The organism is Halostagnicola alkaliphila, from assembly GCF_055379965.1.
Genome location: NZ_AP043826.1, coordinates 435,526 through 459,911 on the forward strand (window position 1 = coordinate 435,526; position 24,386 = coordinate 459,911).

At 61.3% G+C, this 24,386-nt stretch carries 25 protein-coding genes; 13 read left to right on the plus strand and 12 right to left on the minus strand.

Features of this window, described 5'->3' with window-relative positions; genetic code table 11:
* The first annotated feature begins 63 nt into the window (after positions 1-63).
* Positions 64-1,137, plus strand: coding sequence for a DNA primase regulatory subunit PriL (priL, locus tag ACZ5C7_RS07275; protein ID WP_464375676.1), 1,074 nt, complete (start codon positions 64-66; stop codon positions 1,135-1,137).
* A gap of 34 nt (positions 1,138-1,171) precedes the next feature.
* On the opposite strand, the gene ACZ5C7_RS07280 is transcribed toward priL, so the two are convergent.
* Positions 1,172-1,558 (minus strand): hypothetical protein, encoded by a 387-nt coding sequence (locus ACZ5C7_RS07280; protein WP_464375677.1) that lies wholly within the window; start codon positions 1,556-1,558, stop codon positions 1,172-1,174.
* A gap of 121 nt (positions 1,559-1,679) precedes the next feature.
* Complete coding sequence (locus ACZ5C7_RS07285; RefSeq protein WP_464375678.1) at positions 1,680-1,937, minus strand: DUF7472 family protein; 258 nt, start codon at positions 1,935-1,937, stop codon at positions 1,680-1,682.
* A 254-nt stretch (positions 1,938-2,191) separates the two neighbouring features.
* Here ACZ5C7_RS07285 and ACZ5C7_RS07290 point away from each other — a divergent pair, with 254 nt between their 5' ends.
* The 3 genes from ACZ5C7_RS07290 (at position 2,192) to ACZ5C7_RS07300 (ending at position 5,125) form a co-directional block, all read left to right on the plus strand.
* On the plus strand, positions 2,192-2,848 hold the full coding sequence (locus ACZ5C7_RS07290; protein WP_464375679.1) for an SWIM zinc finger family protein: 657 nt from the start codon (positions 2,192-2,194) through the stop codon (positions 2,846-2,848).
* Positions 2,849-2,975: 127 nt separating this feature from the next.
* On the plus strand, positions 2,976-3,119 hold the full coding sequence (locus ACZ5C7_RS07295) for a hypothetical protein (protein ID WP_464375680.1): 144 nt from the start codon (positions 2,976-2,978) through the stop codon (positions 3,117-3,119).
* Positions 3,120-3,235: 116 nt separating this feature from the next.
* Positions 3,236-5,125: an acyl-CoA dehydrogenase family protein gene (locus tag ACZ5C7_RS07300; protein ID WP_464375681.1), complete on the plus strand. Its 1,890-nt coding sequence runs from the start codon at positions 3,236-3,238 to the stop codon at positions 5,123-5,125.
* A gap of 23 nt (positions 5,126-5,148) precedes the next feature.
* Here ACZ5C7_RS07300 and hjc read toward each other — a convergent pair whose 3' ends face one another.
* The 5 genes from hjc to ACZ5C7_RS07325 form a co-directional block, all read right to left on the minus strand.
* Complete coding sequence (gene hjc, locus ACZ5C7_RS07305) at positions 5,149-5,673, minus strand: Holliday junction resolvase Hjc (protein WP_464375682.1); 525 nt, start codon at positions 5,671-5,673, stop codon at positions 5,149-5,151.
* Between the two features lie 99 nt (positions 5,674-5,772).
* Positions 5,773-6,582, minus strand: coding sequence for a lysostaphin resistance A-like protein (locus ACZ5C7_RS07310; protein ID WP_464375683.1), 810 nt, complete (start codon positions 6,580-6,582; stop codon positions 5,773-5,775).
* 154 nt (positions 6,583-6,736) lie between these two features.
* Positions 6,737-6,949, minus strand: a complete 213-nt coding sequence (locus tag ACZ5C7_RS07315) for a DUF7511 domain-containing protein (RefSeq protein WP_464375684.1) — start codon at positions 6,947-6,949, stop codon at positions 6,737-6,739.
* 251 nt (positions 6,950-7,200) lie between these two features.
* On the minus strand, positions 7,201-7,734 hold the full coding sequence (locus tag ACZ5C7_RS07320; protein ID WP_464375685.1) for a DoxX family protein: 534 nt from the start codon (positions 7,732-7,734) through the stop codon (positions 7,201-7,203).
* 208 nt (positions 7,735-7,942) lie between these two features.
* Positions 7,943-9,226, minus strand: coding sequence for an adenosylhomocysteinase (locus tag ACZ5C7_RS07325; RefSeq protein ID WP_464375686.1), 1,284 nt, complete (start codon positions 9,224-9,226; stop codon positions 7,943-7,945).
* 460 nt (positions 9,227-9,686) lie between these two features.
* Between ACZ5C7_RS07325 and ACZ5C7_RS07330 the strand changes: the two genes are divergently transcribed.
* Together ACZ5C7_RS07330 and ACZ5C7_RS07335 are read left to right on the plus strand one after the other, a co-directional pair.
* The gene (locus ACZ5C7_RS07330; RefSeq protein ID WP_464375687.1) at positions 9,687-11,447 is read left to right on the plus strand and encodes a nitrite/sulfite reductase; all 1,761 of its coding nucleotides are present in this window, start codon (positions 9,687-9,689) and stop codon (positions 11,445-11,447) included.
* Between the two features lies 1 nt (position 11,448).
* A complete protein-coding gene (locus ACZ5C7_RS07335; RefSeq protein ID WP_464375688.1) occupies positions 11,449-11,592 on the plus strand; it encodes a hypothetical protein in 144 nt (47 codons plus the stop codon).
* Positions 11,593-11,794: 202 nt separating this feature from the next.
* On the opposite strand, the gene ACZ5C7_RS07340 is transcribed toward ACZ5C7_RS07335, so the two are convergent.
* Both ACZ5C7_RS07340 and larE read right to left on the minus strand, forming a co-directional pair.
* Positions 11,795-12,151: a hypothetical protein gene (locus ACZ5C7_RS07340; RefSeq protein ID WP_464375689.1), complete on the minus strand. Its 357-nt coding sequence runs from the start codon at positions 12,149-12,151 to the stop codon at positions 11,795-11,797.
* A gap of 195 nt (positions 12,152-12,346) precedes the next feature.
* Positions 12,347-13,198, minus strand: a complete 852-nt coding sequence (gene larE / locus ACZ5C7_RS07345; RefSeq protein WP_464375690.1) for an ATP-dependent sacrificial sulfur transferase LarE — start codon at positions 13,196-13,198, stop codon at positions 12,347-12,349.
* Between the two features lie 121 nt (positions 13,199-13,319).
* On the opposite strand from larE, the gene ACZ5C7_RS07350 reads away from it, so the two are divergent.
* The 6 genes from ACZ5C7_RS07350 (at position 13,320) to ACZ5C7_RS07375 (ending at position 19,974) form a co-directional block, all read left to right on the plus strand.
* Positions 13,320-13,850: a PH domain-containing protein gene (locus ACZ5C7_RS07350; protein ID WP_464375691.1), complete on the plus strand. Its 531-nt coding sequence runs from the start codon at positions 13,320-13,322 to the stop codon at positions 13,848-13,850.
* 164 nt (positions 13,851-14,014) lie between these two features.
* Positions 14,015-16,411: a DEAD/DEAH box helicase gene (locus tag ACZ5C7_RS07355; protein ID WP_464375692.1), complete on the plus strand. Its 2,397-nt coding sequence runs from the start codon at positions 14,015-14,017 to the stop codon at positions 16,409-16,411.
* Between the two features lie 115 nt (positions 16,412-16,526).
* Positions 16,527-17,084, plus strand: coding sequence for a KH domain-containing protein (locus ACZ5C7_RS07360; RefSeq protein ID WP_464375693.1), 558 nt, complete (start codon positions 16,527-16,529; stop codon positions 17,082-17,084).
* Between the two features lie 303 nt (positions 17,085-17,387).
* Positions 17,388-19,067 (plus strand): thermosome subunit alpha, encoded by a 1,680-nt coding sequence (gene thsA / locus ACZ5C7_RS07365; RefSeq protein ID WP_464378408.1) that lies wholly within the window; start codon positions 17,388-17,390, stop codon positions 19,065-19,067.
* Between the two features lie 262 nt (positions 19,068-19,329).
* Positions 19,330-19,521, plus strand: coding sequence for a hypothetical protein (locus tag ACZ5C7_RS07370; RefSeq protein WP_464375694.1), 192 nt, complete (start codon positions 19,330-19,332; stop codon positions 19,519-19,521).
* Positions 19,522-19,575: 54 nt separating this feature from the next.
* A complete protein-coding gene (locus ACZ5C7_RS07375) occupies positions 19,576-19,974 on the plus strand; it encodes a hypothetical protein (protein WP_459887802.1) in 399 nt (132 codons plus the stop codon).
* Between the two features lie 264 nt (positions 19,975-20,238).
* Here the strand turns inward: ACZ5C7_RS07375 and ACZ5C7_RS07380 are convergent, their stop codons facing one another.
* Positions 20,239-20,721, minus strand: a complete 483-nt coding sequence (locus ACZ5C7_RS07380) for a DoxX family protein (RefSeq protein ID WP_464375695.1) — start codon at positions 20,719-20,721, stop codon at positions 20,239-20,241.
* A 150-nt stretch (positions 20,722-20,871) separates the two neighbouring features.
* Here ACZ5C7_RS07380 and ACZ5C7_RS07385 point away from each other — a divergent pair, with 150 nt between their 5' ends.
* Positions 20,872-21,888, plus strand: a complete 1,017-nt coding sequence (locus ACZ5C7_RS07385; RefSeq protein ID WP_464375696.1) for an ornithine cyclodeaminase family protein — start codon at positions 20,872-20,874, stop codon at positions 21,886-21,888.
* Between the two features lie 18 nt (positions 21,889-21,906).
* On the opposite strand, the gene ACZ5C7_RS07390 is transcribed toward ACZ5C7_RS07385, so the two are convergent.
* Positions 21,907-23,349, minus strand: coding sequence for a sugar porter family MFS transporter (locus tag ACZ5C7_RS07390; RefSeq protein ID WP_464375697.1), 1,443 nt, complete (start codon positions 23,347-23,349; stop codon positions 21,907-21,909).
* Positions 23,350-23,472: 123 nt separating this feature from the next.
* Positions 23,473-24,291: a YqjF family protein gene (locus ACZ5C7_RS07395; protein WP_464375698.1), complete on the minus strand. Its 819-nt coding sequence runs from the start codon at positions 24,289-24,291 to the stop codon at positions 23,473-23,475.
* Between the last annotated feature and the right edge of the window lie 95 nt (positions 24,292-24,386).

A 24,386-nucleotide genomic window follows, 5' to 3' on the forward strand; every position in this document is an offset into this window, starting at 1 on the left:
CTGACAGCCGGCCGCCGTCGACAACCAGCGCGTTTAACCTGCCCCAGTAATATCGTCTTATCGATGCAGCGACTGCACGCCCGATACCCCTTCCTCGAGGCAGCCCGCGACTCGGTCGCCACGGAGGCCGTCGATCTGGCCACCGTCGTCGAGCAGGACCGGGACGTCGTCGATCGCGCCCGCGAGCGCGTCGTCGCCTCGCTCGAGGAGGGAACGACGGGTGAGGCACACCGGGAGCCCCGCGTGGAACTGCTATCCTACCCCGTCGCGCGAGTGCTCGTTTCACTGGGTAATGAATCAATACTGGTCCGCAAGTATGCCCGAGCCGAGGCTGAAACGGCCTTCGACCGGTTTACGGACGACCTCGAGGACACGACGGAATTGAAGAGCGTCGAGACGACGGGGCTCTCGCTCGAGGATCTCTTATCTGAGTTCGATCTCGGCGATTCGGTCGAAACGACCGCCGACGGCAGGTACCGGATCGATGTCGGAACGTACCTTCCCCTCGCCGGTGATCTCTGGGAGGACGAGTGGCGACTCGTCAACCAGCCCCTCGTCGACGGCGAGGTTCCGGTCGACGAAGCGCAGCTGCTGACGCTACTTCGGGAGGCCGTCCGCGAACGGATCGAGGACGGGCTGCCGTTCGACGTTCCCGACACCATCGGTGCGGGACTCGAGGACGAGGCCGAAGAAATCCGCGAGGTGCTCGCGGAAATGGACCTGACTCAAGAGATCGACACCGTCGTTCCGGATCTGTTCCCGCCGTGTATGAAGGCGCTGTTGGACCAGATCCAGAAGGGCGAACACCTCCCCCACCACTCCCGCTTTGCGATCACGGCGTTTCTCGCGAGCATCGGGATGGAAACGGACGATATCGTCGATCTCTACCGGGTGAACTCCTCGTTCGGCGAAGAGATGACGCGATACCAGACGGACCACATCAGAGGAGACACCTCGCCGACGGAGTACTCGCCGCCCTCGTGTGCGACGATGCAGTCCTACGGCGACTGCGTGAACAAAGACGACCTCTGCGAACAGATTCCCCACCCGATGGCCTACTACGAGAACCGGATCGACGACGCCGACGACGACGAACTCGAGGATTGGCGGGAGACGACGGCCGAAGGTGACGCCTGACGGCGTCAACTTATACAGAAGCACCGAACAGTGCTCACTCGCGGAACTCTTCGGGAGCCTGTTTTCTGGCTTCCTCTTCTATTTCCGCCAGTGCCTTCTCCTGGTCGTCTCGAGCGAGACCGCCCGATTCGACGTGTCGACCCGTATACTGCCGAGACGGGATCGCGTTCCAGACGGAATTTCCGTCCTGATCAGCGTCGTCTTCGTCGGAATCATCCACTCCGGTCTCGGGTTCGGCCGTCCCGTCGTGACTCGAGCGACCGGAAACAAGCCACGCAGCGAGGAGGACCGCGAGGGCAATTCCGAGGAGAAGGCCTACCCACAGCTCGCCGACTTCGGCGACAACGCCGGAGACCAGCAAGATGAGCATGAGGCCGATCACGATCCGTTGGACCCACGCGGGGACGGTCAGGTTGCTCATGTGGACGTGTTATTCCTCCGACCAGAAATAAGTTGTTCGGGGAACAGTCCGCTCGAAGGCGGCGTGCCGGATCGAACTGTATCGGATCGAACTGTATCGGATCGAACTGTATCGAATCGAACTATATCGAACTCTGGACCTCGGTCTCGTCCTCGAGGCCGTCTCCGGGATCGTTCAGGACGTACGCGAGCACGATCCCGACGGCGACGAGCAAGAACACGAAGCCGACGATAGCTGCAACGAGCATTTCGCCGCCTTCGGGAGAAAGCGCGTTGTTGGATCCGCTGTAGGTGGACCCGATGTAAACCATGGTCCCGATCATAACGGCGACCGAGGAGAGGGCCACGACGATTTCGATGATTCGCTCACGCTCGAGCATTACTCGCTGGTTTCTTCGGACCGCTCAAAAGCGTATCGAAGGCGTCGTCCGCGCGAGAAAATTGCTTTCACGGTAGCGATCGAACGCGGAATTTTGAGTGATTCGAGCGAGACGAGAGAGGCCAATCGATCGGAGAGATCAGGAACTAGAGCGTGTTTAACGGGCGTTTAGTTCGCAGGCGTTGCCGTTATTATCGCCGAGCACCTACTACATTCGAATAGCCAGCCGACCGCCTGCGACCCCCAGACGCACCCATGATAACAACCGCGTCACCGAAAACGAGCCTTCCAGTACCGACCGATAGACGACTCGAGGAGCGATCGCTTCGTGCGCGCACGGAGGCGATGTCCGTCCTCGCGCTCGGCGACGGCCTCTACGAAGTCGAATCCGAGAGCGGAAACACGTACCTCATCGACCTCGAGGCGGGGCGATGTACCTGTCCGGACCACGTGTTTCGGAACGTCCGGTGTAAGCACATTCGCCGTGTCGCCATCGAAATTACGGCGGGACGCGTCCCGCCGCTCGGACAGATCGCCGTCGAGTGTACAGACTGTGGCGAGTCGATCTTCGCCGACGAAGACGAGGGCGGGCCGTTCTACTGCGAGCGCCACCGAATCTATCCCGGCGCGACGGTTCGGGACCGCGAAACGAACGATCGCCTGACGGTCGTCGACGTCTCGGATCTCCGAGCGGATTACGTCCGGATTCCGGACGCGAGCAGTACCGTCGCAGAGTACGGCACGAACGAGGAGTACGATCCCGACACGCCGGTCGTCGGGGCGGTCTACCCGCACGCGACCGTCGCCCGAAACGGCGTCGTCCCCGGCTCGCTGAAGGTGTACGTGTTCCCGCGAACGCGCCTCGAACGAGTCACCGACGCCAATCGAAGCCGGCGAGACGGGAACGAGTAGAGACGGAACGGCGACGGGTAGAGGAAAGCAGTACCGAATCCGCCTTGAGACTCGCCGCTCTCTCGAAAACTCACTCGAGACGTTAGATAGCCGACACTCTTTTTGAGAGGTGCGTGCAAGCACCACCATGGTATCGCTAGAAATCCTGTTCAGCTACACCGTTCTCGGCACCATCTTGTTCCTCCTCGCAGTCGTGGCGGCGTCGTATGCCGGTACGAGAGCGGCGCTGAACCAGTTCTTCGACGAGAGGCAGACGGACGAAAGCGCGTAAGAAGACGAGACGCTCCGAACGTCCCACCGCTCGAGAGCGCCATAGACAACGCTCGTGAACCGAAAATGGGTTGAGATACTGCCGTTTTATTGCTGTTCGTCAACTATTACCATAGTATGGGATCGGGGATCGATTTCGGCGAGTTCGACGAGGGACGAGGCGTCAACTACTGGGAGCTCGATCGTGCCCTCCAGCGCGAACTCGAGCGGACCTACACTGACTCCGAGTTCGAGTGGGCCGAGTCCAGGCTCTCGTCGTTCGGCCGAACCGTCGGGTACACGATCGCGGATAACGCGGATTACGTCGACGACAACGGACCGGTGCTCGAGTCCTACGACAAACACGGAGAGATCCAAAACTACGTTCGCTATCCCGCCGAGCAACACGAGGACGAGCAACTCGCCTACGAGGCGGGGATCGTCGCGGACTCGTTCCACGCCCCACCGGGTCGCGAGGAGCCCATGCCGTTCAGCCACAACCTCGCGATGCAGTACCTGCTCTGTTACGCCGATCCCGGCTTCGATTGTCCCGTCGCGATGACCACGGGTGCGGCGCTCGTCCTCGAGAAGTTCGGCGACGAGAACCTCGAGCCGTACTACCGGGCGCTGACGAGCCGCGATTACGACGACCTCGTCGAGGGCGCGATGTTTCTCACCGAAAAACAGGGCGGGAGCGACGTCGGAGCCAACGAAACCAGTGCGACCTACGACGAGGAATCGGGCTACTGGCGACTCGAGGGCGAGAAGTGGTTCTGTTCGAACATCGACGCAGAAGGGACGCTCGCGCTGGCTCGCACCGAGGGCGCACCCGAAGGGACGGCCGGGCTCTCGCTGTTTCTCGTTCCCCACGCGGACCCGGACGGCGGCGTGACGACCAAACGTGATCGTCTCGAGAAGTCGAACGCGAATAGTGGACTGGCACCTGACGAACTCAACGACCAGTACTACCGCCGCCTGAAGGACAAACTCGGAACGATCTCCGTGCCGACCGGCGAAGTCGAGTTCACCGGCGCGAAAGCGATCCTCGTCGGCGAGGAGCAAAACGGCTTCACGCAGATGGCCGAGATGCTCAACATCGAACGGCTTTCGAACGCCGCGGCGTCCTGCGGAATCATGGGCCGGGCACTGCTCGAGAGCCGGATATACGCCGCAAATCGGGAGGCCTTCGGCGAGACGATCGACCAGTATCCCCTGATGAAAGCGGATCTGGTCGACATGACCGTCGACCACGAGGCCGCGACGGCGTTCACGTTCGAGGCCGCGCGACTGTTCTCCGAGCGCGAGCGACTCGAGCGCTCGGAACGCGCGAACGGAGCGGGCGGCGGCGCTGATGAAACCGACACTGCAGTCCCGGCGGAAGCCGAGGACGCCTACCGGCTGATGCGGCTCCTGATTCCCATCGCGAAGGCACGAACCGCACGGATGGCCGTCGACACCGCCTCCTACGCCATGGAGGTCCACGGCGGCAACGGCTACGTGAACGACTTCGTCACCAACCGGCTGCTTCGGGACGCCCAGGTCCTCCCGATCTGGGAGGGGACCGAAAACATCCTCTCGCTCGACGTGCTCCGAGCGCTCGAGCGCGAAGAGGCGCACGAACCGTTCCTCGAGACCGTTCGGGAACGGCTGAACGGCGTGACCCACCCTGCACTCGAGGAACCTGTAGAAGTCGTCGAGTCGGAGTACAACGACCTGGCGACCGCGATGGCGACGCTCGCCGGCGAAGATCCGGACTACGCGCAGTTGTCCGCCAAGCGACTCGCTCACTACATCTTCGACGTCTTTACGGCCGCACTCCTCCTCGAGCAGGCCCAGACGGCTCTCGAGGACGGAGACGGACGAACGGCGCTCGTCGCGAAGCGATTCGTGGCGAACGAACTCGACGAACGCGAGGCACGCGGGATCACGGACGGTGAGCGGGTGCCACTCGAACACTTCGATGCCATCGTTCGATTCGAGTCGGTCGAGCCGGAACGGCTCTCGGAGTCGATGCCGGCGGACGATTGATTCGGAAGGCAGCGACTAGTACGCTACTCGAGCAACGTCGCGGCTTCCTCGATGTCCATGACGCCCTGCTCGACCGCGTTGAGGACCCGAAGGATGTCGGGATCGGGGCCGGTTTCGACGCCGTCCTCGTCGATCTCCTCGAGCGTGACCTTCTCGGACTCGCCGACGAACTCCGAGAAGTCGGTGCCCTCGGCGATGGCAGTCTCGCTTTTGACGCGGTAGTTTCCGCCGTCGGTGACGTGGAGGTCGCCCGGATGGAAGAAGTACCAATCTTCGCGGTCGAACCTGACGCCGATCCGCGGTTTCGCGCCGAAGTTCTGCGCGAAGTAGGTGAGTGCCTCGACCTCTTCGCCGGTGAGGTAGATCGGATCGCCGGAGCTCGATTTCGCTTCGATCGCGTAGAAGGTGTCGCCGTCGCCGGCGAGAACGTCCGGCAGTTCTCGCTCCGTCGCCGACCCGCTCGCCGGGGCACGCATCACCGCAAAGCCCGACTCGTCGAGGAGATTGACGAGTTCGCGCTCGCGGCGATCGCCTTTCGCCTGAGACATGTCTCTCACTCACTTGCGGGCCCTCTTAAACGGGACGGACCGCGGGACAACGTAAAGTGTGCGGACGAGTGAATTGGGATAGATCGCGGTAGAACCCAATCAGAACGGAACCAAGATGACCACAGTCTCGACGATCATCGACTGCATTTCCTCGAGTTCCTCTGGATCGCCGTACTCGAGTTGAAGGTAGAGAATGCCGAATTGGAAGAGGTTGAAGCCCGCGTGGGCGGCCGTCGGGACCAGGAGATTGTCCGTTTTGGCGTAGGCATAGCCAAAGATCAACGACGCACAGAAGACGGCAAACAGCGACACGATCGTTCCGAACAGCGGCCCGCCGACGAGATACGACGGCAGGTGGACGGCCGCGAAGATCAGGCTCGCGACGACGACCGCTCCGTTCGTGCTGAACGAGTTGTAGAGCCGTTTCTGGATGATATTTCGGAAGAGAAACTCCTCGGCGGGGGCGTTTGCGAAGATCACGATCACGAACATCGCGAGCAGCAGGACCTGATCGTCCCCGATGACCGTGATAACCTCGTTGGGGGCTTGAGGTAACTCGATCAGTTGGACGAGAAGGCCGAACGCGATGATAAAGGCGATACTCCCGACCGTCGTGACGGCGATCCACAGCCAGTCGCGGAGCGTCGGAATTCGTAGGTCGACGTACGACCAGCCTCGATCAGTGTAGGCGAGATAGATGCCGCCGGCGACGAAGAACCCGGCGAAGTTCAGCACCAGCATCGCGATGGTCGACCCTCGTTCTGCCTGTTGATCCGGATCCCCCAGAGCAGGGTCAACGAATCCGAGCGGGGCCACGAATACGTACGCAACGATAAACGCGAACACGGCGAGACCGAGCCCAACGAGAACTGATTGTGTTGGGCTCTCGGAGGAGTCGGGCGAAGACATACGGGACGATACACCGACGAGTCCCTTGGGCGTTCCTTTTCCGGAAGTGAGGTTCGGACCGGATCAACAAAACGACAGCCTCGAACCCTCGTCGTTATCCGAACTCGAGAGAATTGTCGCCGTGAAAAACGCCAGCGGGGAGTAATCCAACCTGTTACCGCATTTCTGAAAGATCAACGTACGATCCCTTTTCGGCCGTGATCCAGTGGGTCGCAATCTCGTGATCGGTACAGTTTCGAGGGTACATCGTACAGGCACTCGGGCCGTCGTCGTACTCCGCAGTTACGTGTTCGAGCGCTGCGGCCGATTCGGACTCCGTCTCGAGCGTCCCGTCGTCCGGGACGTCTGGACGCGAAATGTTGGACATTGTGGATCGTTTCCGTATCCACATCTTGTCGAGAGGAGGGATATATGTTTTGATTGTGTTCAGTTATCGATTTTTCGAAGACATACGTAACTAGATGGCAGAATTAGTTGAGCATTCCAAAACGTATCGGGCTCATATACCCACGAATCGGATAATCGTCCGCAATAGCGAGCTTTTTCGAATTGTCGAGAAGGGGGGAGAAACTCCCCGGCGAGCGGGTACATCGGATAGCAACCGGTGAGCGCCGCCACCTAACCGAGGAGGTAGCGAAGCTTCGGAACGCGTTCGACGATCGGGTGTTCCTCGAGATAGCGATCGACCCCGAGGATTCGTCCAGCCGCGAACGCCCCCAGCGCAAGGAAGACCGCGGCGTAGACAAACTGATCGTTGACCAGTCCGCCGGCGACGTCCCAGCTTCCGAAGTAGAACAGCACCATCTGGGTGGCTGCTCCGAGTGCGACTAACCGGACGAAGACGCCGGCGATCAGCGCCAGTCCGATCAGGAGCTGGGTCCAGGGAACGATCACGTCGACCGCACCCATCATCGCGGCGCTTTCGGCCATCATTCCGAAGAGTCCGCTGGCCGGACTCGCCGGATCGACGTTCGCGAGATAGCCGTGTGCACTGAATCCGTCAGTGATTTTTCCCCAGCCCGCCGCCAGCATAACCCAGCCCATCAGGACTCGAAGACCGACGATCGCCCACGCGGTGAGCTGATGCGGACGTCCCTCGAGCGTAACTCCCCCGAGCGTACTTTCCAACCGGTTTACCGAAGTTTCTGTCATTGTCAGACACCTCTTACAGATACTCGTTGGTTCCATCCCCCCATATATCGAGAGCTGACTTCCTATCGAGTGGGAAATAGTTCTTCAGGAAGCAACCGTTTAATGTGATTTTCAGCGCCTCTATACAGACTTTAGTTTTACCAACATGAGAAGAATTAAGCAGGTGAGACGGTGAATAAGGAGCGTTAGGAGTTCTCGAGACGAGCCGTTACGTCCCGTGATCCCACGAGCCCATATACTCGCGCTGGACGTCGGTCAGGGAGTCGAAATCGACGCCTTCGGCCTCGAGCTTGATCTCGGCGATCTCCTTGTCCAGTTCGTCGGGGACGTCGTGGACGCCAGCATCATAGGCCTCGGTATTTTCGAGGATTTCTCGGACACAGACCGCCTGAATACCGAAGCTCTGGTCCATCACTTCGACGGGGTGGCCGAGCGAGACTGGTGCCGCGAGGTTGACCAGTCGGCCCTCAGCGATCACGTTGAGGCGGCGGCCGTCCTCGAGTTCGTAGGCTTCGACGCCGTCGCGAGCCTCGTACCGGTCGACCGCGAGGTCGTCGAGCGCCTCGAGGTCGATTTCGATGTCGAAGTGGCCCGCGTTCGCGAGCAACACGCCGTCTTTCATCGACTCGAAGTGGTCTTCGACGACGACGTCGCGGTTGCCCGTCGTCGTGAGGAAGACGTCGCCGACTTCGGCGGCCTCGGCCATCGGCATGACCTCGTAGCCCTCCATGTGCGCTTCGAGCGCGCGGCGCGGTTCGACTTCGGTGACGATGACGTTCGCGTTCTGACCGGTGGCCTTCTTCGCGACGCCCTTCCCGCAGTAGCCATAGCCCGCGACGACGACGTTCTTGCCCGCCCACGAGAGGTTCGTGGTCATGGCGATGGAGGCCAGCGAGGACTCGCCGGTGCCGTGAACGTTGTCGAACAGCCGTTTCATCGGCGTGTCGTTGACCGCGAAGACGGGATAATCAAGTGCGCCGTCCTCGTCCATCGCGCGCAGTCGGTGAACCCCCGTCGTCGTCTCCTCGGCACCCCCGACGATGCCGTCGATCAGTTCGGGGTAGTCCTCGTGGATGGCCGCGACGAGGTCCATTCCGTCGTCGACGGTGACCGTCGGCTCGTGGTCGATGACGGCTTCGATCGCTTCGTAATACTCGTCGTCGTCGACGCCGCGTTTCGCGTAGCTCGTGATGTTTTCGTGGGTATCGAGCGCGGCGGATACGTCGTCGTGCGTCGAGAGTGGATTGCAACCCGTAACGGCGACCTCGGCGCCCCCGTCGGCGAGAGATTCGACCAGAATCGCCGTCTTGGCTTCGACGTGCATCGCCATCGCGATTCGCTCGCCCTCAAAGGGTTGGTTCGCCTCGAACTCCTCGCCGACGGCCTCCATGATGGGCATGTGCTGGGCTGCCCAGTCCATCTTCCGGCGGCCTTCCGTTTGCGCGTCCTCGAGATCGTCTAACTGCTCGCTGATCGGCGGATACGCTGTCATGGCCGAATAGAAGATAACCGAGGGGAAAACGCTACCGAAGCGCCGCGGTGCTCGACGGTCGAAACGCAGAGCGGACTGCCGGTGAAATTCTGCACGTGTCCAGCGGATTAGGATGCCTATTGCGTTTCATCGGTTCGAGGCTCGAGGCCCAAGCGCCGTGTTCGACGCGAGCGGTGCCCGGTGGAACGATCGACTGGAGTAGCGTTGGCATTCGGGATGACCAACAATGAAAAAACGGCTGACTACCGGCGTCGAATACTGTCAATCATGATCCTAATACAAACCATATATCATTGTACATCGAGTACTCGTCCGGGAATACGCTCAAATATGGCCATTTGTAAACGGTTAGCATTATATTGTTCACTACCATGACTATGAAGCGTACATTGAGCAATGATCCAATTGAAATCTGCCGATTTAGAGGACGGGCGTTCAGTCAGTGTCGAGGTGGTCCGTGATGGTTCATAAGAAAGAAGAGTACAAGGAGGACTGCTACGGGGACGAGGTTCGAGAACACATCCTCGAGTTCGCCGAACAGGGATTCGACTCGATTCCCGAAGACGAGTACGACAAGTGGTTCACGCGGTTCAAGTTCTGGGGTCTGTTCCACCAGCGCGACGGCCAGGAATCGTACTTCATGATGCGGTTGACGAACGCGAGCGGCGTTCTCGAGCCTGGACAGCTCCGGGCGATCGGGGAGGTCGCTCGAGACTACGCGACCGGTCCGATAGAAAACCCGGAATTCGGAAACGGCTTTCTGGATCTAACGACCCGCCAATCCGTCCAACTCCACTGGATCGACTTGGAGGAGGTGCCGGACGTTTGGGACCACCTCGAGGCTGCGGGCGTCTCGAGTCGATCCGCGGGCGGCGATACAATGCGAAACATCTCCGGCGGCGCACTCGCGGGCAAGATCGACGAGCACGTCGACTCGTTGTCGCTGCTCGAGGAGTTCCAAGAGGAGCTTCGAGGGGACGACGCACTGGCGAACATGCCCCGGAAGTTCAACATCAGCGCGACGGGATCCAAAGACGGCAGCGCGCAGGACTCGCTCAACGACATCGGCTTCGAGGCGGCGCGCAAGGAGATCGACGGCGAGACCGTCAAGGGATTCAACGTCCGCGTCGGCGGCGGCCTCGGCGGCCGCAAACCCCGTGCGGCGACGCCCCTCGACATCTTCGTCACGCCCGAAAACGCCTACGAGGTCGGCCGCGGCTTCGTTCAACTCTATCACGACTACGGTAACCGGACCACTCGTGCGAAGAATCGCTCCCGATTCTTCGTCGAGGACTGGGGCGAGGAGAAGATCCGCGAGACGCTCCAGGAGGAGTACGTCGACTTCGAGCTGAAAACCGCCGGCGAGGACTTCCGCGAGGAGTACACGTACAACGCGGGTCGATCGCCGGGCGACGGCCGCGGAGACTACGTCGGCGTCGGCGACCAGATCGACGGGAAGAACTACGTCGGGCTGACCGTTCCCGTCGGCCGTCTTCCCGCAGAAGACGCGATCGGCATCGCCGATCTGGCCGACGAGTACGGCTCCGGCGAAGTTCGACTCACCCGTCGACAGAACTGTATCATCACTGATGTCCCCGACGAGGACCTCGATGCGTTGCTCGAGGAACCGTTGGTCTCGAAGTACCCGCCGGAACCCAGCGTCTTCGACCGTGGCGCGATGGCCTGTACCGGGACCGAGTTCTGCTCGATCGCGCTGACCGAGACGAAAGCGCGGATGGCCAAGATGCTGCGCTGGCTCAACGCTAACGTCGAGCTTCCAGACGACGTCGAGCACATTCACATGCACTACTCGGGCTGTACGGCCGACTGCGGACAGGCGATGACCGCGGACATCGGCCTGCAGGGGATGCGTGCACGCAAGGACGGCGAAATGGTCGAAGCCTTCGATATCGGCGTCGGCGGCGGCGTCGGCGAGAACCCCTCGTTCGTCGAGTGGATTCAACAGCGCGTCCCGGCCGACGAAGCACCAATGGCGATCAAACGGCTGCTCGAGGCCTTCGCGGCCCACCGATCGGAGGGGCAGACGTTCCGGCAATGGGTCGAAGCGACCGGCACCGAAGCGCTCGTCGAGTTCTGCGAACCGGCGGAATCGGACTTCGATGCGCCGTACATGGGCGACGGCAAGCAGGCGTGGTACCCGTTTGCGGAGGGTGTCGCCGATTCGGAGAGCGAAAGCTCCGCCGCGCCGTCGGACGACTGAGATGGCTCGAGACCGTCGCCACCCCGGCCCGTCTATCGACGTGCTCGAGCAGAGAGAACGCACCCCACACGGCGAGGAGCGACGAGAGCGAGACTCGCGCCAGCAACACGTTTCGATCGACGCGGCTCCCGAACTGTTCGAGTAGGTAGTTTCTGATCGAGGAGATGTTGCTGGTCGCACGAGCGTATTTTTGAACGAACGCCAGCGTTCGTGTGAGTTGGCGGTTTTGAAGGGGAACGGTTAGCGCCAATGGTAAACGGACGGGGATCGCGTTCGAAACGGCGTGTCGAGAAGACGGAAGCTACCGATGAAAGCCGCTGAGTGCAGAAATTCGAGGTGAGAGGATCCTATCGGTGCTCACACGTCCGATCGTGAGCGTACTCGACGGCGTCCTCGAGCGATCCCGGCCCGTCGTAACTCGCGGAAAAGAGTTCCATGAAGCGACGGGCGATTTTTCCGCACCGTTCGAAGGTTAAGACGGTCCGTACGGTTTCAGTCTCCGAAAAATCGAGTCCCGGATAGCTGGTCGTCGTGAGCGTATAGCCCGGGTGGTCTTCGCCGTCGAGCGAGGCCGGCGCAACTTTGAGACGGAGGTCGCCCGATTCGTGGAGGTACGTTCGGTACTGCATTTCTCGGTCGAGTTCTGCCGGCGTGTAGCTCCTGTTTTCTTCTTCGTTCCAGTTTGGGGGAACCTCGATCTCCATTGGGTGTCTCTACTCCCGGAAGGGATACGTTCGTATCGTATTACGCAATATTCCCGAACGTTAGTGAAATAATCGGACCAATGAGTGGTTTTGCTGTTCTAACCAGTTTATATTTTGGACGAACGTCCTCCAAATATCGTCGAAGTCGAAGAATACGCGCATCCACTTCCCGAACCACGTCATTGGGTAATGGTATCAATGCTCAGGACTCGAGAAGACATCTTCGACGACCGAGTCGTCGTTTTCGGGACTCACGCTTCCGGTTCTGTAGCCGTGTAAGTCGAGCGTTACGTGCTCGAAGCCGAGATCAGAAAGCGCGTCTCGAGCGGCCTCGACGAACGTTCGGTCGAGCGCGGCCTCGAGTTCGTCGGGCGCGACCTCGATGCGCGCGAGCCCGTCGTGATCGCGCACGCGAAACTGTTCGAAGCCCCACTCTCGGAGGAGCGCCTCAGCCCGTTCGACTCGGGTGAGGCGTTCTTCGGTTACGGAGAGTCCCGTCGGAATGCGAGAGGAGAGACAGGCCATCGACGGCTTGTCGGCGACCGAGAGGTCGTATCGTTCCGCGATTTTTCGAACCTCGGCTTTAGTGATTTCGTGGGTCAAAAGCGGGGAGGCGACATCGAGTTCGTCGACTGCCTGGAGCCCCGGTCGGTGGCCCTCCCCCGGATCGTCCGCGTTGGTGCCGTCACAGACCGTCTCGATGTCGAGGCGCTTTGCCGTCTCGAGCATTTCCCCCAACCGCATCGTCCGGCAATGATAGCACCGGTCGCCGTCGTTTTCGACGAACTCGTCGCTCTCGAGTTCCGAGAAGGAAACGATTTCGTGGCGGATGCCGATCTCCTCGGCGACCCGCGTGGCGTCCTCGAGTTCGGCCTCCGGAAGCGTCTCGCTTTTTGCCGTACAGGCGACGGCGTCCTCGCCGAGGGCGTCGTGAGCGATGGCCGCCACGACGCTCGAATCCACCCCGCCGGAGAACGCCACCAGAACGCCGTCGCGGGTCTCGAGATCGGCGCGGGCGGCCTCGAGTTTGGCCTCAAGCGTAGTCATGCACGGGCGTTCGTCCCGGACGGGCAAAAGGACGTTGTCGTTCGCGGAAGGATTCGAGGGGCCGGTAATCTCACCATTCCCGCGACAGCTTTACGGGGACGAACGGAATATCGAGAAAGCAATGGCCTTCGGCTCCACGCCGGACTGGTTTCACTTGAGCGACGAACACGACATCGTCTGGGAGAGCCGTCCGCATCCGATCTCGATGGGGACCGGCCTGCCGGTCGGCGTCATCGTCACGCTGGTCGGAATCCTCATCATCGGGTGGAGTACGACGACCGAAAACACCATCTTCCTGGCAGTCGGGTTCGTGTTCGCGCTCGCGGGCATCTCGCTCGTCCTCGTTCGATACCTCGTCTGGACGAACACCCGCTACGTGATCACCACCGCCGAGCTCTACAAGAAACACGGCGTCATCTCGAGGGACGTAACCCAGTTTCGACTCAATCGAGTCCAAAACATTAGCCTCGAGCAGGACGCGGTCGGACGAGTGTTGGGCTACGGAAATTTGACCGTCTATACCGCCGGATCCGGTGATCCGGAGCTTACGTTCGAACGCGTCCCCAGACCGGAACAGGCCAGCAGCCTGTTAAGCGACCAACTCGAGAACGTCTCCGAGCAGGAGCCGTCGAACCAGCAAGATCGAATATAACCGCCAAATGCCGTGACTCGGCCGGCGGTTCCGAACAGCTTCAGAGGCTACTCTCGAACCGTGTATGGACGGATTACCGATGAACGACCTCGGTCTATTCTGTCCAGAAGTTTCGAAGAACGCGAAGGAAACGCCTTTCACCCACCACTGCCCGTTTTCGAACGATGGAGGTCGCCGAGGTTTTGCCGGAGTTCGCCGACGCCTTCGCGTTCGAGGAGTTCAACCGGATGCAACGCGAGGCCCTTCCCGCGTTGTTAGAGCGCGAGGAGAACGTTGTCGCGAGCGCGCCGACCGCCTCTGGCAAGACGGCGCTCGCGGAACTAGCAATCTGTAAATCGCTCGCCGACGGCGGTACGGCGCTGTTTATCGCCCCGATGCGAGCGCTGACGAACGAGAAGGAAGACGATTGGGATCGTTTCGAGGAGTTAGATTACTCCGTCTACGTCGTCACGGGCGAGCGCGATCTGAACCCGCGGCGCGCCCGCCGGGCGGACATCCTCGTGATGACCCCCGAAAAGCTCGACTCGGCGACCCGAAAACACGATTCGAGACGCTACGACTTCGTCACAGACATCGATGTCTGCGTCATCGATGAAGTACACCTGCTCGACGCCGACCGACGGGGGTCGGTGCTCGAAGTGACGATTTCGCGACTTCGACGGCTCTGTGATCCACGAATCGTCGCGCTTTCGGCGACGATGCCGAACGTCGAGGACGTCGCGGCGTGGCTCGACGCGAGCGCGGAGACGACCTTCGAGTTCGACGAGGAGTACCGCCCCGTCGATCTCAACGCGGGCGTCAAGACCTACACCCACGGCGAGAACGCCTTCGCGGACAAGTACCGACGGCTGTACCGGGCGCTCGATCTCGCCGAACCCCACCTCCGGGAGGACGGCCAAGCGCTGGTGTTCGTCTCCTCCCGGCAGGATACGGTTCGGGCGGCGGAGAAAGCCAGAGACGAGATCGCCGAGCGCGACGTGCCGATGGGGGCTCGCGGCGACTACGACTTTCATACGGACGCCCAGGAACTCGAGAACGACACGCTCAGAAAATCCGTCCTCGACGGCGTGGCGTTTCACCACGCCGGGCTCTCGAAGAACGACCGCGATCTGGTCGAAGAGTGGTTCAAAGAGGGTATTGTCGAACTGCTGTTCTCGACCTCGACGCTCGCCTGGGGCGTGAACCTCCCGGCGCGTTGCGTCGTGATCCGGGACACGAAACTCCACGACCCGCTCGAGGGCGAGGTCGACATGAGCCCCCTCGACGTGCTCCAGATGCTCGGGCGGGCGGGCCGGCCCGGGTACGACGACGTTGGCTACGGCTGGGTCGTCTGCGACGCGTCGGAGGCCGACAAGTACAGACAGTTGCTCAAAGACGGCAAGGAGATCGAATCCCGACTCGCCGAAAGCCTCGAGACCCACCTTAACGCCGAGATCGCGATGGGGACGATCACGGATCTCGAGGACGTGATGGACTGGCTCGAGACGACGTTTTACTACGTCCGGGGACAGTCCAAGCCCGAAGCGTACGACTTCCCGAACCTCCGACAGCGAGTTCGAGACTGTCTCGAGCGACTGGTCGAGCGCGGGTTCGTCGAAACCGGCGAGGACCTCTCGATCGAGGCGACGCCGCGGGGCGTGCTCGCCTCGAAGTACTACCTTCGACTCGAGACGGCGGCCAGATTCGCGTCGCTGACCGAGCGAGAGGAAATCGAGACCGCGGATATCCTCGAGACCGTCGCCGGTGCCGTCGAGTTCGATTCGGTCTCGGCTCGCCAGTCCGAACGCGACGCGATCAACGCCGTGTTGGTCGGCCAGCAAACCGACGATCTCGAGGCCGGACAGCGGAAGGTGCTCGCGATTTTGCGAGGGGCCGCAAGCGCCAACACGCCGAGCGAACTGCGAAGCGACGCGTGGGTCATCCGCCGGAACGCGACGCGGCTCATCTCAGCGCTTCAAGCATTTCTCGAGCGGTTTTCCAGCCCACACGAGGCGAACCTCGCGAAACGGGTCGAGGCCCGGATCGAGAACGGTGTCGCCGAGGACGCGGTCGGACTGACGGCCATCGACGGCGTCGGGCCCGGTCGCGCGAGCAAACTCGCAAAGGAAGGCAAATCGACCCCCGGCGACATCGTCGAGGGTGGAATCGAGGGGCTCGTTTCGGCGGATCTCTCGGAGGGCGTCGCCGAACGAGTCTACGAGGGTGCCCAGTCGCTTCCCGCGGTGGAACTCGAGTGGGGCCGGTTCCCCGACGAAATCGCGACCGGCGAGAACGAGGCCCACGAGGTGACGGTTCGCAACGTCGGCGAACCCGCGCAGGCGGGCATCCGGGTAACCGTTAACGGGCGAGGGATCGGAGCTCCCTCGAGGGAATCGGGGACTGACATCCCCGATGACGGGGTCGAGATGACGAGTACGAGCACGTATCTACGAGGTGAGAAAGCGGTCCCGGTCGGGGTCTTCGGTGCGAATGCGGACGAACTCGAATTTACAGTCAGCGTGGCGTTTCCCGAACTCCCGCTCGTACCACAGGAGCAGACGAAGACCGTCGATATCGTGTAGGTCATCGTCGTTCGGTACCCGTTTTTGATTCCGGTAGCGGACGTCTCGAGGACTGTGGGAACGACCTGCGCACGCGGTCCAAGCCCTTTTGCAGTCTCGGCTAGTAGTAGCGCACATGCAGCACGTGAAGATTCCGCAGGACCGTATCGGCGTTCTCATTGGAGAAGGAGGCGAGACGATGCGAGAGATCGAAGCCGCGGCCGAAGTGCGACTGGACATCGACTCCGAGAACGGATCGGTCGCCATCGAAACCGTCGGCGATCCGGTCAAGGGTCTCAAAGGACCCGAAATCGTTCGCGCGATCGGGCGCGGGTTCCCGCCGGAGGACGCGCTTCGACTGCTCGACGACGAGATGATGTTGTTCGACATCGTCGACATCGACACTGCCTCGCGAAACAAAAACGACATGAAACGCAAGAAGGGGCGGCTGATCGGCGAAGGCGGCCGAACCCGAGAACTGATGGAAGAGCTTTCGGGCGCTTCGGTCGTGATCTACGGCTCGACGCTCGGCATCATCGGCGCTCCGCCGGAAGTCGACGCGGTCAGGACGGCCGCCGAAATGCTACTCGACGGCGCACCCCACGGCGCGGTCTACTCGTTCCTCGAGGAGCGACACAACGAGATGAAACACCAGGGAATGCAGTATCACGAGTATCCCGGCGGTAAATCCTAACTCGCACCACCGGCTTCGCAATTCGATTCTTGCCGCTGGTTCGCTACACGACTCCTTTCATCACGAGTCTCAATTCACCGGACCGATGCAACTGACCGTTGAACAGAGCGTCAGCCGATCGGAATCCCACCGTCGTAGCAACCCGTACGTTCTCACTCACTGCAAATGTATTATAAATACCCATCCAGCCGATATCACGAAAACACCCGACTCAAGCTATATTGGGGGGAGCCATTTGACTAATAGGAAAAGGCTTATATAGAATAGCAAACAATCCTTCGTTTGACTATGGCACAACAGCAGATGGGCAACCAGCCCCTCATCGTACTTTCGGAGGACAGCCAGCGAACCTCCGGGAAAGACGCACAATCGATGAACATCACGGCCGGGAAAGCCGTCGCGGAATCGGTCCGGACGACACTCGGCCCGAAAGGAATGGACAAGATGCTCGTCGATTCGACGGGCTCGGTCGTCGTCACCAACGACGGCGTCACCATCCTCTCGGAGATGGAAATCGACCACCCGGCGGCCAACATGATCGTCGAAGTCGCCCAGACGCAGGAAGACGAAGTCGGCGACGGCACTACCTCCGCCGTCGTCGTCTCCGGTGAACTCCTCAAACGTGCCGAGGAGCTCCTCGATCAGGATATCCACGCGACCACGCTCGCGCAGGGATACCGTCAGGCCGCCGAGGTCGCTACGGACGCCCTCGAGGACATCGCCATCGACGTCGACGAAGACGACACCGAAATCCTCGAGCAAATCGCCGCGACGGCGATGACTGGCAAAGGTGCGGAAAACGCTCGAGACCTGCTCTCCGAACTCGTTGTCAGCGCCGTCCAGACGGTCGCAGACGAGGACAGAATCGACACGGACAACGTCAAAGTCGAGAAGGTCGTCGGCGGCTCGATCGAGAACTCCGAACTCGTCGAGGGCGTTATCGTCGACAAGGAGCGCGTCTCCGAGAACATGCCGTACTTCGCCGAGGACGCAAACGTCGCCATCGTCGACGGTGCTCTCGAGGTCAAAGAGACCGAAATCGACGCCGAAGTCAACGTCACCGATCCCGACCAACTCCAGGAGTTCATGGAGCAAGAGGAAGCTCAGCTCAAGGAGATGGCCGACCAGCTGGCAGACGTCGGCGCCGATGTCGTCTTCGTCGACGGCGGCATCGACGACATGGCCCAGCACTACCTCGCACAGGAGGGCATCATTGCCGTCCGCCGCGTCAAATCCAGTGACGCGAGTCGACTCGCCCGATCGACGGGCGCTCGTCCGGTTTCGACCGTCGACGACCTCACCGAGGACGACCTCGGCTTCGCCGGCAGCGTCGCACAGAAGGACATCGCCGGCGATCAGCGCATCTTCGTCGAGGACGTCGAAGACGCGAAGGCGGTCACCCTCATCCTCCGCGGTGGCACCGAACACGTCATCGACGAAGTCGACCGCGCGATCGAAGACTCACTCGGCGTCGTCCGAACGACCCTCGAGGACGGGCAGGTCGTCGCCGGCGGTGGCGCGCCCGAAATCGAGCTCTCGCTCGCACTGCGTGACCACGCCGACTCCGTCGGCGGCCGCGAACAGCTGGCCATCGAGGCCTTCGCGGACGCCCTCGAGATCATTCCACGAACGCTGGCCGAGAACGCGGGACTCGACCCCATCGACTCGCTCGTCGAACTGCGAAGCGCCCACGACGGCGGCGACACCGCCGCAGGCCTCGACGCCTACACCGGCGACACCATCGACATGGACGCCGAAGGCGTCTACGAGCCGCTTCGCGTGAAGAGCCAGGCGATCGAATCGGCAACCGAAGCCGCAGTCATGCTGCTTCGCATCGACGACGTCATCGCAGCCGGTGAGCTGAAAGGCGGCGCACCGGACGACGACGACGGCGACGACATGCCAGCCGGCGGCCCAGGCGGCCCAGGCGGAATGGGCGGCGGCATGGGCGGCATGGGCGGTGGCATGGGCGGCATGATGTGAGGGAGGTCTGAGTAGCGCGAAGACCTCCGAAAAGCGAGCGGCGAAAGCCGCGAGCAAGGAGCGAGAACATCATAAGAGGTACGAAATCGAAGATTCCGCGGAAAGGTGAGGTTCTCGCTCGCTTCACTCGTTCCAAGTCAGTTGTCGGCCCACTCGCAGTGAACTTCGTTCGTTTCTTCGAACCGCTTCTCAGCGATCACGCAAAGTAATTTGGTCAATCACTATTTGTTTGGCCCTCTCTATTTCTATCGACTGAACGGTCATGCTAGGTGTCGAATCCGTCGTTGATGGCTCGGTTCCGACAGAGCGGACTCCGAGGGGAACCGAGCCGGAAGTGTCAGTCTCGTCTCCTGCACAGATATCGTTTTCAACGAGTTCGTACAACGAGTCGGAGGCCTTCCAGCACACGCCGGAGGGCGATACCTTCCATATCAAAGCTGAAGACGTGATGTAGCTGGTGTTGGAGGAACGAACAATTACTTATAGTGATGAAAACCACTCGTTGCACATGTACTCGCGTTCTCGGAGGCAAATCCTCCGAACTATCGTCGTCGTCGGTCTCATCTCGTTACAGGGGTGTGTCGAGTCACTTCCCCTATACGAGGACGAACGCGAGGACACTGCCGTTCTCGTCGTGAACAACCTTACTGACGATGACGTGGCACTCCATGTCGACGTTCGCGGATCGGCTGCGGAGGTGTTGTACGACGATCGTCTTCATATCGAGGCTGGGAAGGGGTACCGAACGGACCCGTTCGACGACGACGCACGAACCCTCGAGTACGAATTGGCCGACGATCGCGGCATGGTCGAGATACCGACGGATCCCACCGACGACTCGACACCGCCGAGGAAACTGTGGTTCTCGTACACGACGGAGGACGGCCTGGTGTACGAACAAGGGTAGTGGGTCGAACTCGGCGGCGAGACACCGATCGCCGTTCGCCTCGACGCGGCGCTGCGCGCCGCGTACTCCACATCGGTCGTCGGCCCGTTCGGGCCGCGGCCCTCACGGTACAAATTGGAGGACACCCTTGCCCCGGTACTGCGAACCGGGGCGATCGATCGAGCACGGCCCGCACTCGAGGAACAACTCAAGAACCGGGATCCACGTCTAACTGTTCTCATTTTGCGTTCTCACCGACCTCGAGTGGCGACGCCGAACCGAGGATCAGCCGGCCCGTTGGCCACGACTCGAGTCAGTCGGAACGAACAGTTCGTCGTCGAAGAGGTGTCGCTCGAGCGACGCCGCGCCCGGCCCGCTCAGCGCGAGCGAGAGCGAGGTGAGCGTCAGGACGAGCGTGTACTCGATGCCGCCCTCGCCGGCGACGAATCCCTCGGGAAGATGGACGAGGACGGTCGCGACGGCCATGATGACGGCGAGGATGGCCGCGGTGTATCTGGTGAACAACCCGATTAGGAGCAAGAGTCCGCCGACCAACTCGAGCAGCCCGACGGACCAGGCGAACAGCGTCGGAAAGGGAACGCCGAGCCCGGCGAGGGTGTCGGTGAAGCCGGCGATTCCGCTCGCCTTCGGACCGATCTCGAGAACTTTTCCGGCACCGGCGACGACGAAGACGATTCCGAGCGCCAGTCGAAGGACCACGGGACTCCACTGCGTTCCGATTCGATCAAGTGAATCACCATCAACCATATCCGCACATTTCCTTTCCGAGCATATATGCTTGACTCCACGACGTTCTATCTCAGAAATAACTCTGACCGCTCGAGAGTCGGCCGACTAGACGACCGAACGACGATCCATTTGACACAAACTAAATAGCACCGCGCAATATTTACACGCATGCATACGCTCCTTCTGGATAGCGACGCCGTCGATGAAAACGCTCGAATGGCGGACGTGGTTCAGGCGGTCGAAGACGCCTTTGGGGCCTACGAACGCGGCGACGCGCAGATGCCGCCCAAATCCTACATCGATCTGCCACAGTACAACGGCGACTTCCGCTCGATGCCGGCGTATCTCGAGGTTACAGAAAGTGGTTCTACTGCTTCCGACGGATGGGACGCCGCGGGTCTGAAGTGGGTCAACGTCCACCCCGACAACCCGACCGATCACGACCTGCCAACCGTCCTCGGAACGATGATCTACTCCGACCCCGAGACGGCGTTTCCGCTGGCGATCATGGACGGCGCCGAACTGACGATGAAACGAACCGGCGCGGCCGCGGCAGTCGCAACGGACTATCTGGCCGTCGAGGACGCCTCGAGTCTGGGTATCGTCGGTGCGGGCGTCCAGTCGTACACGCAACTCGAAGCCATCGCGGCCGTTCGTCCGATCGAGGAAGTCGTCGTTTCGGATCTCGACGAGGCGCGACTCGAGCGATTCATCGAGACGTTCGAGGACGAGTTCGACATCCGGAGCGGCTCGATTTCGGAGGCGGGCCACTGCGACGTGCTCTCGACGGTGACACCCGTCGAGGACCCGGTCGTCGGCACGGACGACGTCGACGACCACACCCACATCAACGCGATCGGTGCGGACGCGGCGGGGAAACACGAACTTACGGACGCTCTCCTGCAGTCGGCCACGGTCGTCATCGACGACCACGAGCAGTGTACCCACTCGGGCGAGATCAACGTCCCCTACGGCACCGGCGTCCTCACTGATTCGGATATTCACGGCGAAATCGGCGAACTCGTCGTCGGGAAGAAACCGAGTCGAACCGACGAGACGGGCGTCACCGTCTTCGACTCCACCGGCCTCGCCATTCAGGACGTCGCGGCGGCCCACGTCGTCTACGAGAACGCTCGAGAACGGGGCGACGGCTACGAGTTCGGGATGATCGACACCGGAAAATAGTTCGCGTCGTTCGGGCGGTCAGTCGTCCGTTTTCGTCGCTTTCGAAGAGCGCTCCTCGAGACCGTTCCCGACCGCCGTCTCGCGCAGGTCCGCTTCGATCTCCTCTAACGACCGGCCCTTCGTTTCGGGAACGAGCTTGTAACAGAACACGAGCGCGAGCAGGGAGAACGCGCCGTAAAGCCAGAACGTCCCGGACTGGCCGAAGACATCGACGAACCGGAGGAACGTCAGCGAAACGATCAGGTTTCCGGCCCAGTTGACGACCGTGACGACGCCCATCGCGGTTCCCCGAACTTCCATCGGGTAGATTTCGGAGATCATCAGCCAGAACACCGGGCCGAGACCGATCGCGAAGAAGGCGACGTACAGCATCAGGCTTCCCGTCGCGACCCAGCCGATGACGCCCGAGAGACCGGGGAGGTAGAACACCGCACCGAGGACCGCGAGCATCCCAGTCATTCCAGCGAGCCCCGCCAGCAACAGCGGCCGGCGTCCGGTTCGGTCGATAAGCAAAACGGCGACTACGGTCATGATGACGTTGATAGCACCGATGCCGACGGTCGCGAGAATCGACGCGGTGTCCTCGAAGCCGGTCGACTCGAGGATCGTCGGCGCGTAGTACATCACCGTGTTGATCCCAGTGACCTGCTGGAACGCCGCCAGACCGACGCCGACGATCAACATCGGTCGAACCCACGGCGCGAGCAGGTCTCGGAGGGTTCCGGATTCGGTCTGAATCGTCTCTTTGATCTCCTCGAGTTCGTTGCTGACCCGTCCCTCAGTGCGAGTTCGAGAAAGCACCTCGCGCGCATCCGCCTCACGTCCCTGTTCGTAGAGCCACCGCGGACTTTCGGGCATGAACAACATCCCGGCAAAGAGGATCGCTGCGGGAGCCATCCCGAGCCCGAGCATCCAGCGCCACTCGCCGCCGCTCGAGAAGGCGAGGTTCACCAGGTACGCGATGAGGATGCCGCTCGTGATCGTCAGCTGGTTGAGCGAGACTAACGAGCCGCGGATCTTCGGCGGCGAGATTTCGGAAATGTACAGCGGTCCGACGACGGACGCGAAGCCGACGCCGACGCCGTCGATGATCCGGCCGAGGATGAGTATCTCAACCGTCGGTGCGACCGCCATGATGAGCGAGCCGATGAAGAAGACCACCGCACCGACGAGAATGAGTCGGCGACGACCGAGGCGGTCCGCGAGCCGGCCGCCGAGTGCGGCCCCGAAAATCGCGCCGATCATCGCGCCGCTGACGATCACCCCTTCGACGTAGGAGGGGTTCACCGAATACCCTAGAAGCGTCGTCAGCTCGAATGTCTGTCGTATGTAGAGCATCGCACCGGAGATCACGCCGGTATCGAATCCGAACAGTAAGCCGTTGAGGGCTGCCAGACCCGCAACGACGTACACGAACGAGTTCCGATCGTCAGTCGGCGCGCTTGTCTGAGTAGACGACATTGATAAGGTGTGAAAGATTCTTTCAGTCCGGAGTTAACAAACTCATCGGTATCGGGTGTCGTTGTCAACAGTAGCCGTGAGTGAGAAAAACACTCATTTCGAGGTCACGCGCTCACTTGAAGGTCACTCCTGACGGATTCGACGGAGTATCGATCCGGTCATCTCGAGTCGTTCGCAGTAGGAAACGATGGGGTCCGCGTTCGGTTCCGGCAATCCGTTCGACCGAAAGAGGTCGTTCTCGTGGATCGTCGCCGTCGCCGGCTGCAGCGGCCAGGGTTCGTGGGCTATCTCGCCGGTCATAACGCCGCGGCTCTCGGGCGCGTAAAACCGTTTTCGAGCTGTGAGCCAGTACTCGAGCGATCCCGGTTCGGCCGAATAAGCGGCACCGTCCGGCTCGTAACTGACCGAGAATCGCCCTCGACCGTCGGTCGTCGGCCTGCCGTCCGAGAACAAATCGGTCTGCCAGCGATCGGTCGTTCGTTCGCTCGAGAACGAGACGTGATCGTCAGCTCTGCCGACGCGCATTCGCGAATTGTAGACCGGCAGTCGGGTCGCTCTGCCGACCGCGGTCGCGACGAGCGTATTGCCGACGTCGATGCTGAAAAAGAACAGCCCCGGCTCGCCGCGATACTGAACGTACGTCCGGACGTTTATTTCGGGAAATGCGAACCGGGTAAGTTCGGGCGACCCGCGAAACCCGGCGTTCGACAGGACGAAGGGAAGAACGCTGATCCAGGCCGAATCCTCTTTCGTCTCGAGGCGGAGCGAATCCGGGACGTGCGGTCGAAGCGCGTCGTGATCTATCGGCCAGTGGACGAACAGCCCGTCCCGCCAGGTCATCGAGGCGACGTGGGGCGTCCGCGGCCGATCTCGCCTACGGCGGCTACCGCGACGCGATCGGGCGGTTCTATCGACGTTCGTGGAAGTCTGTTCGGAGTTCATCGCGATCCGACGGAGTGGACGTTCGTACGGTGAACGAACGGATAAAAGAACGCGGGTGCGTTGCCGGGTACTCAAGACAGCAGGTGGGCGCGGCT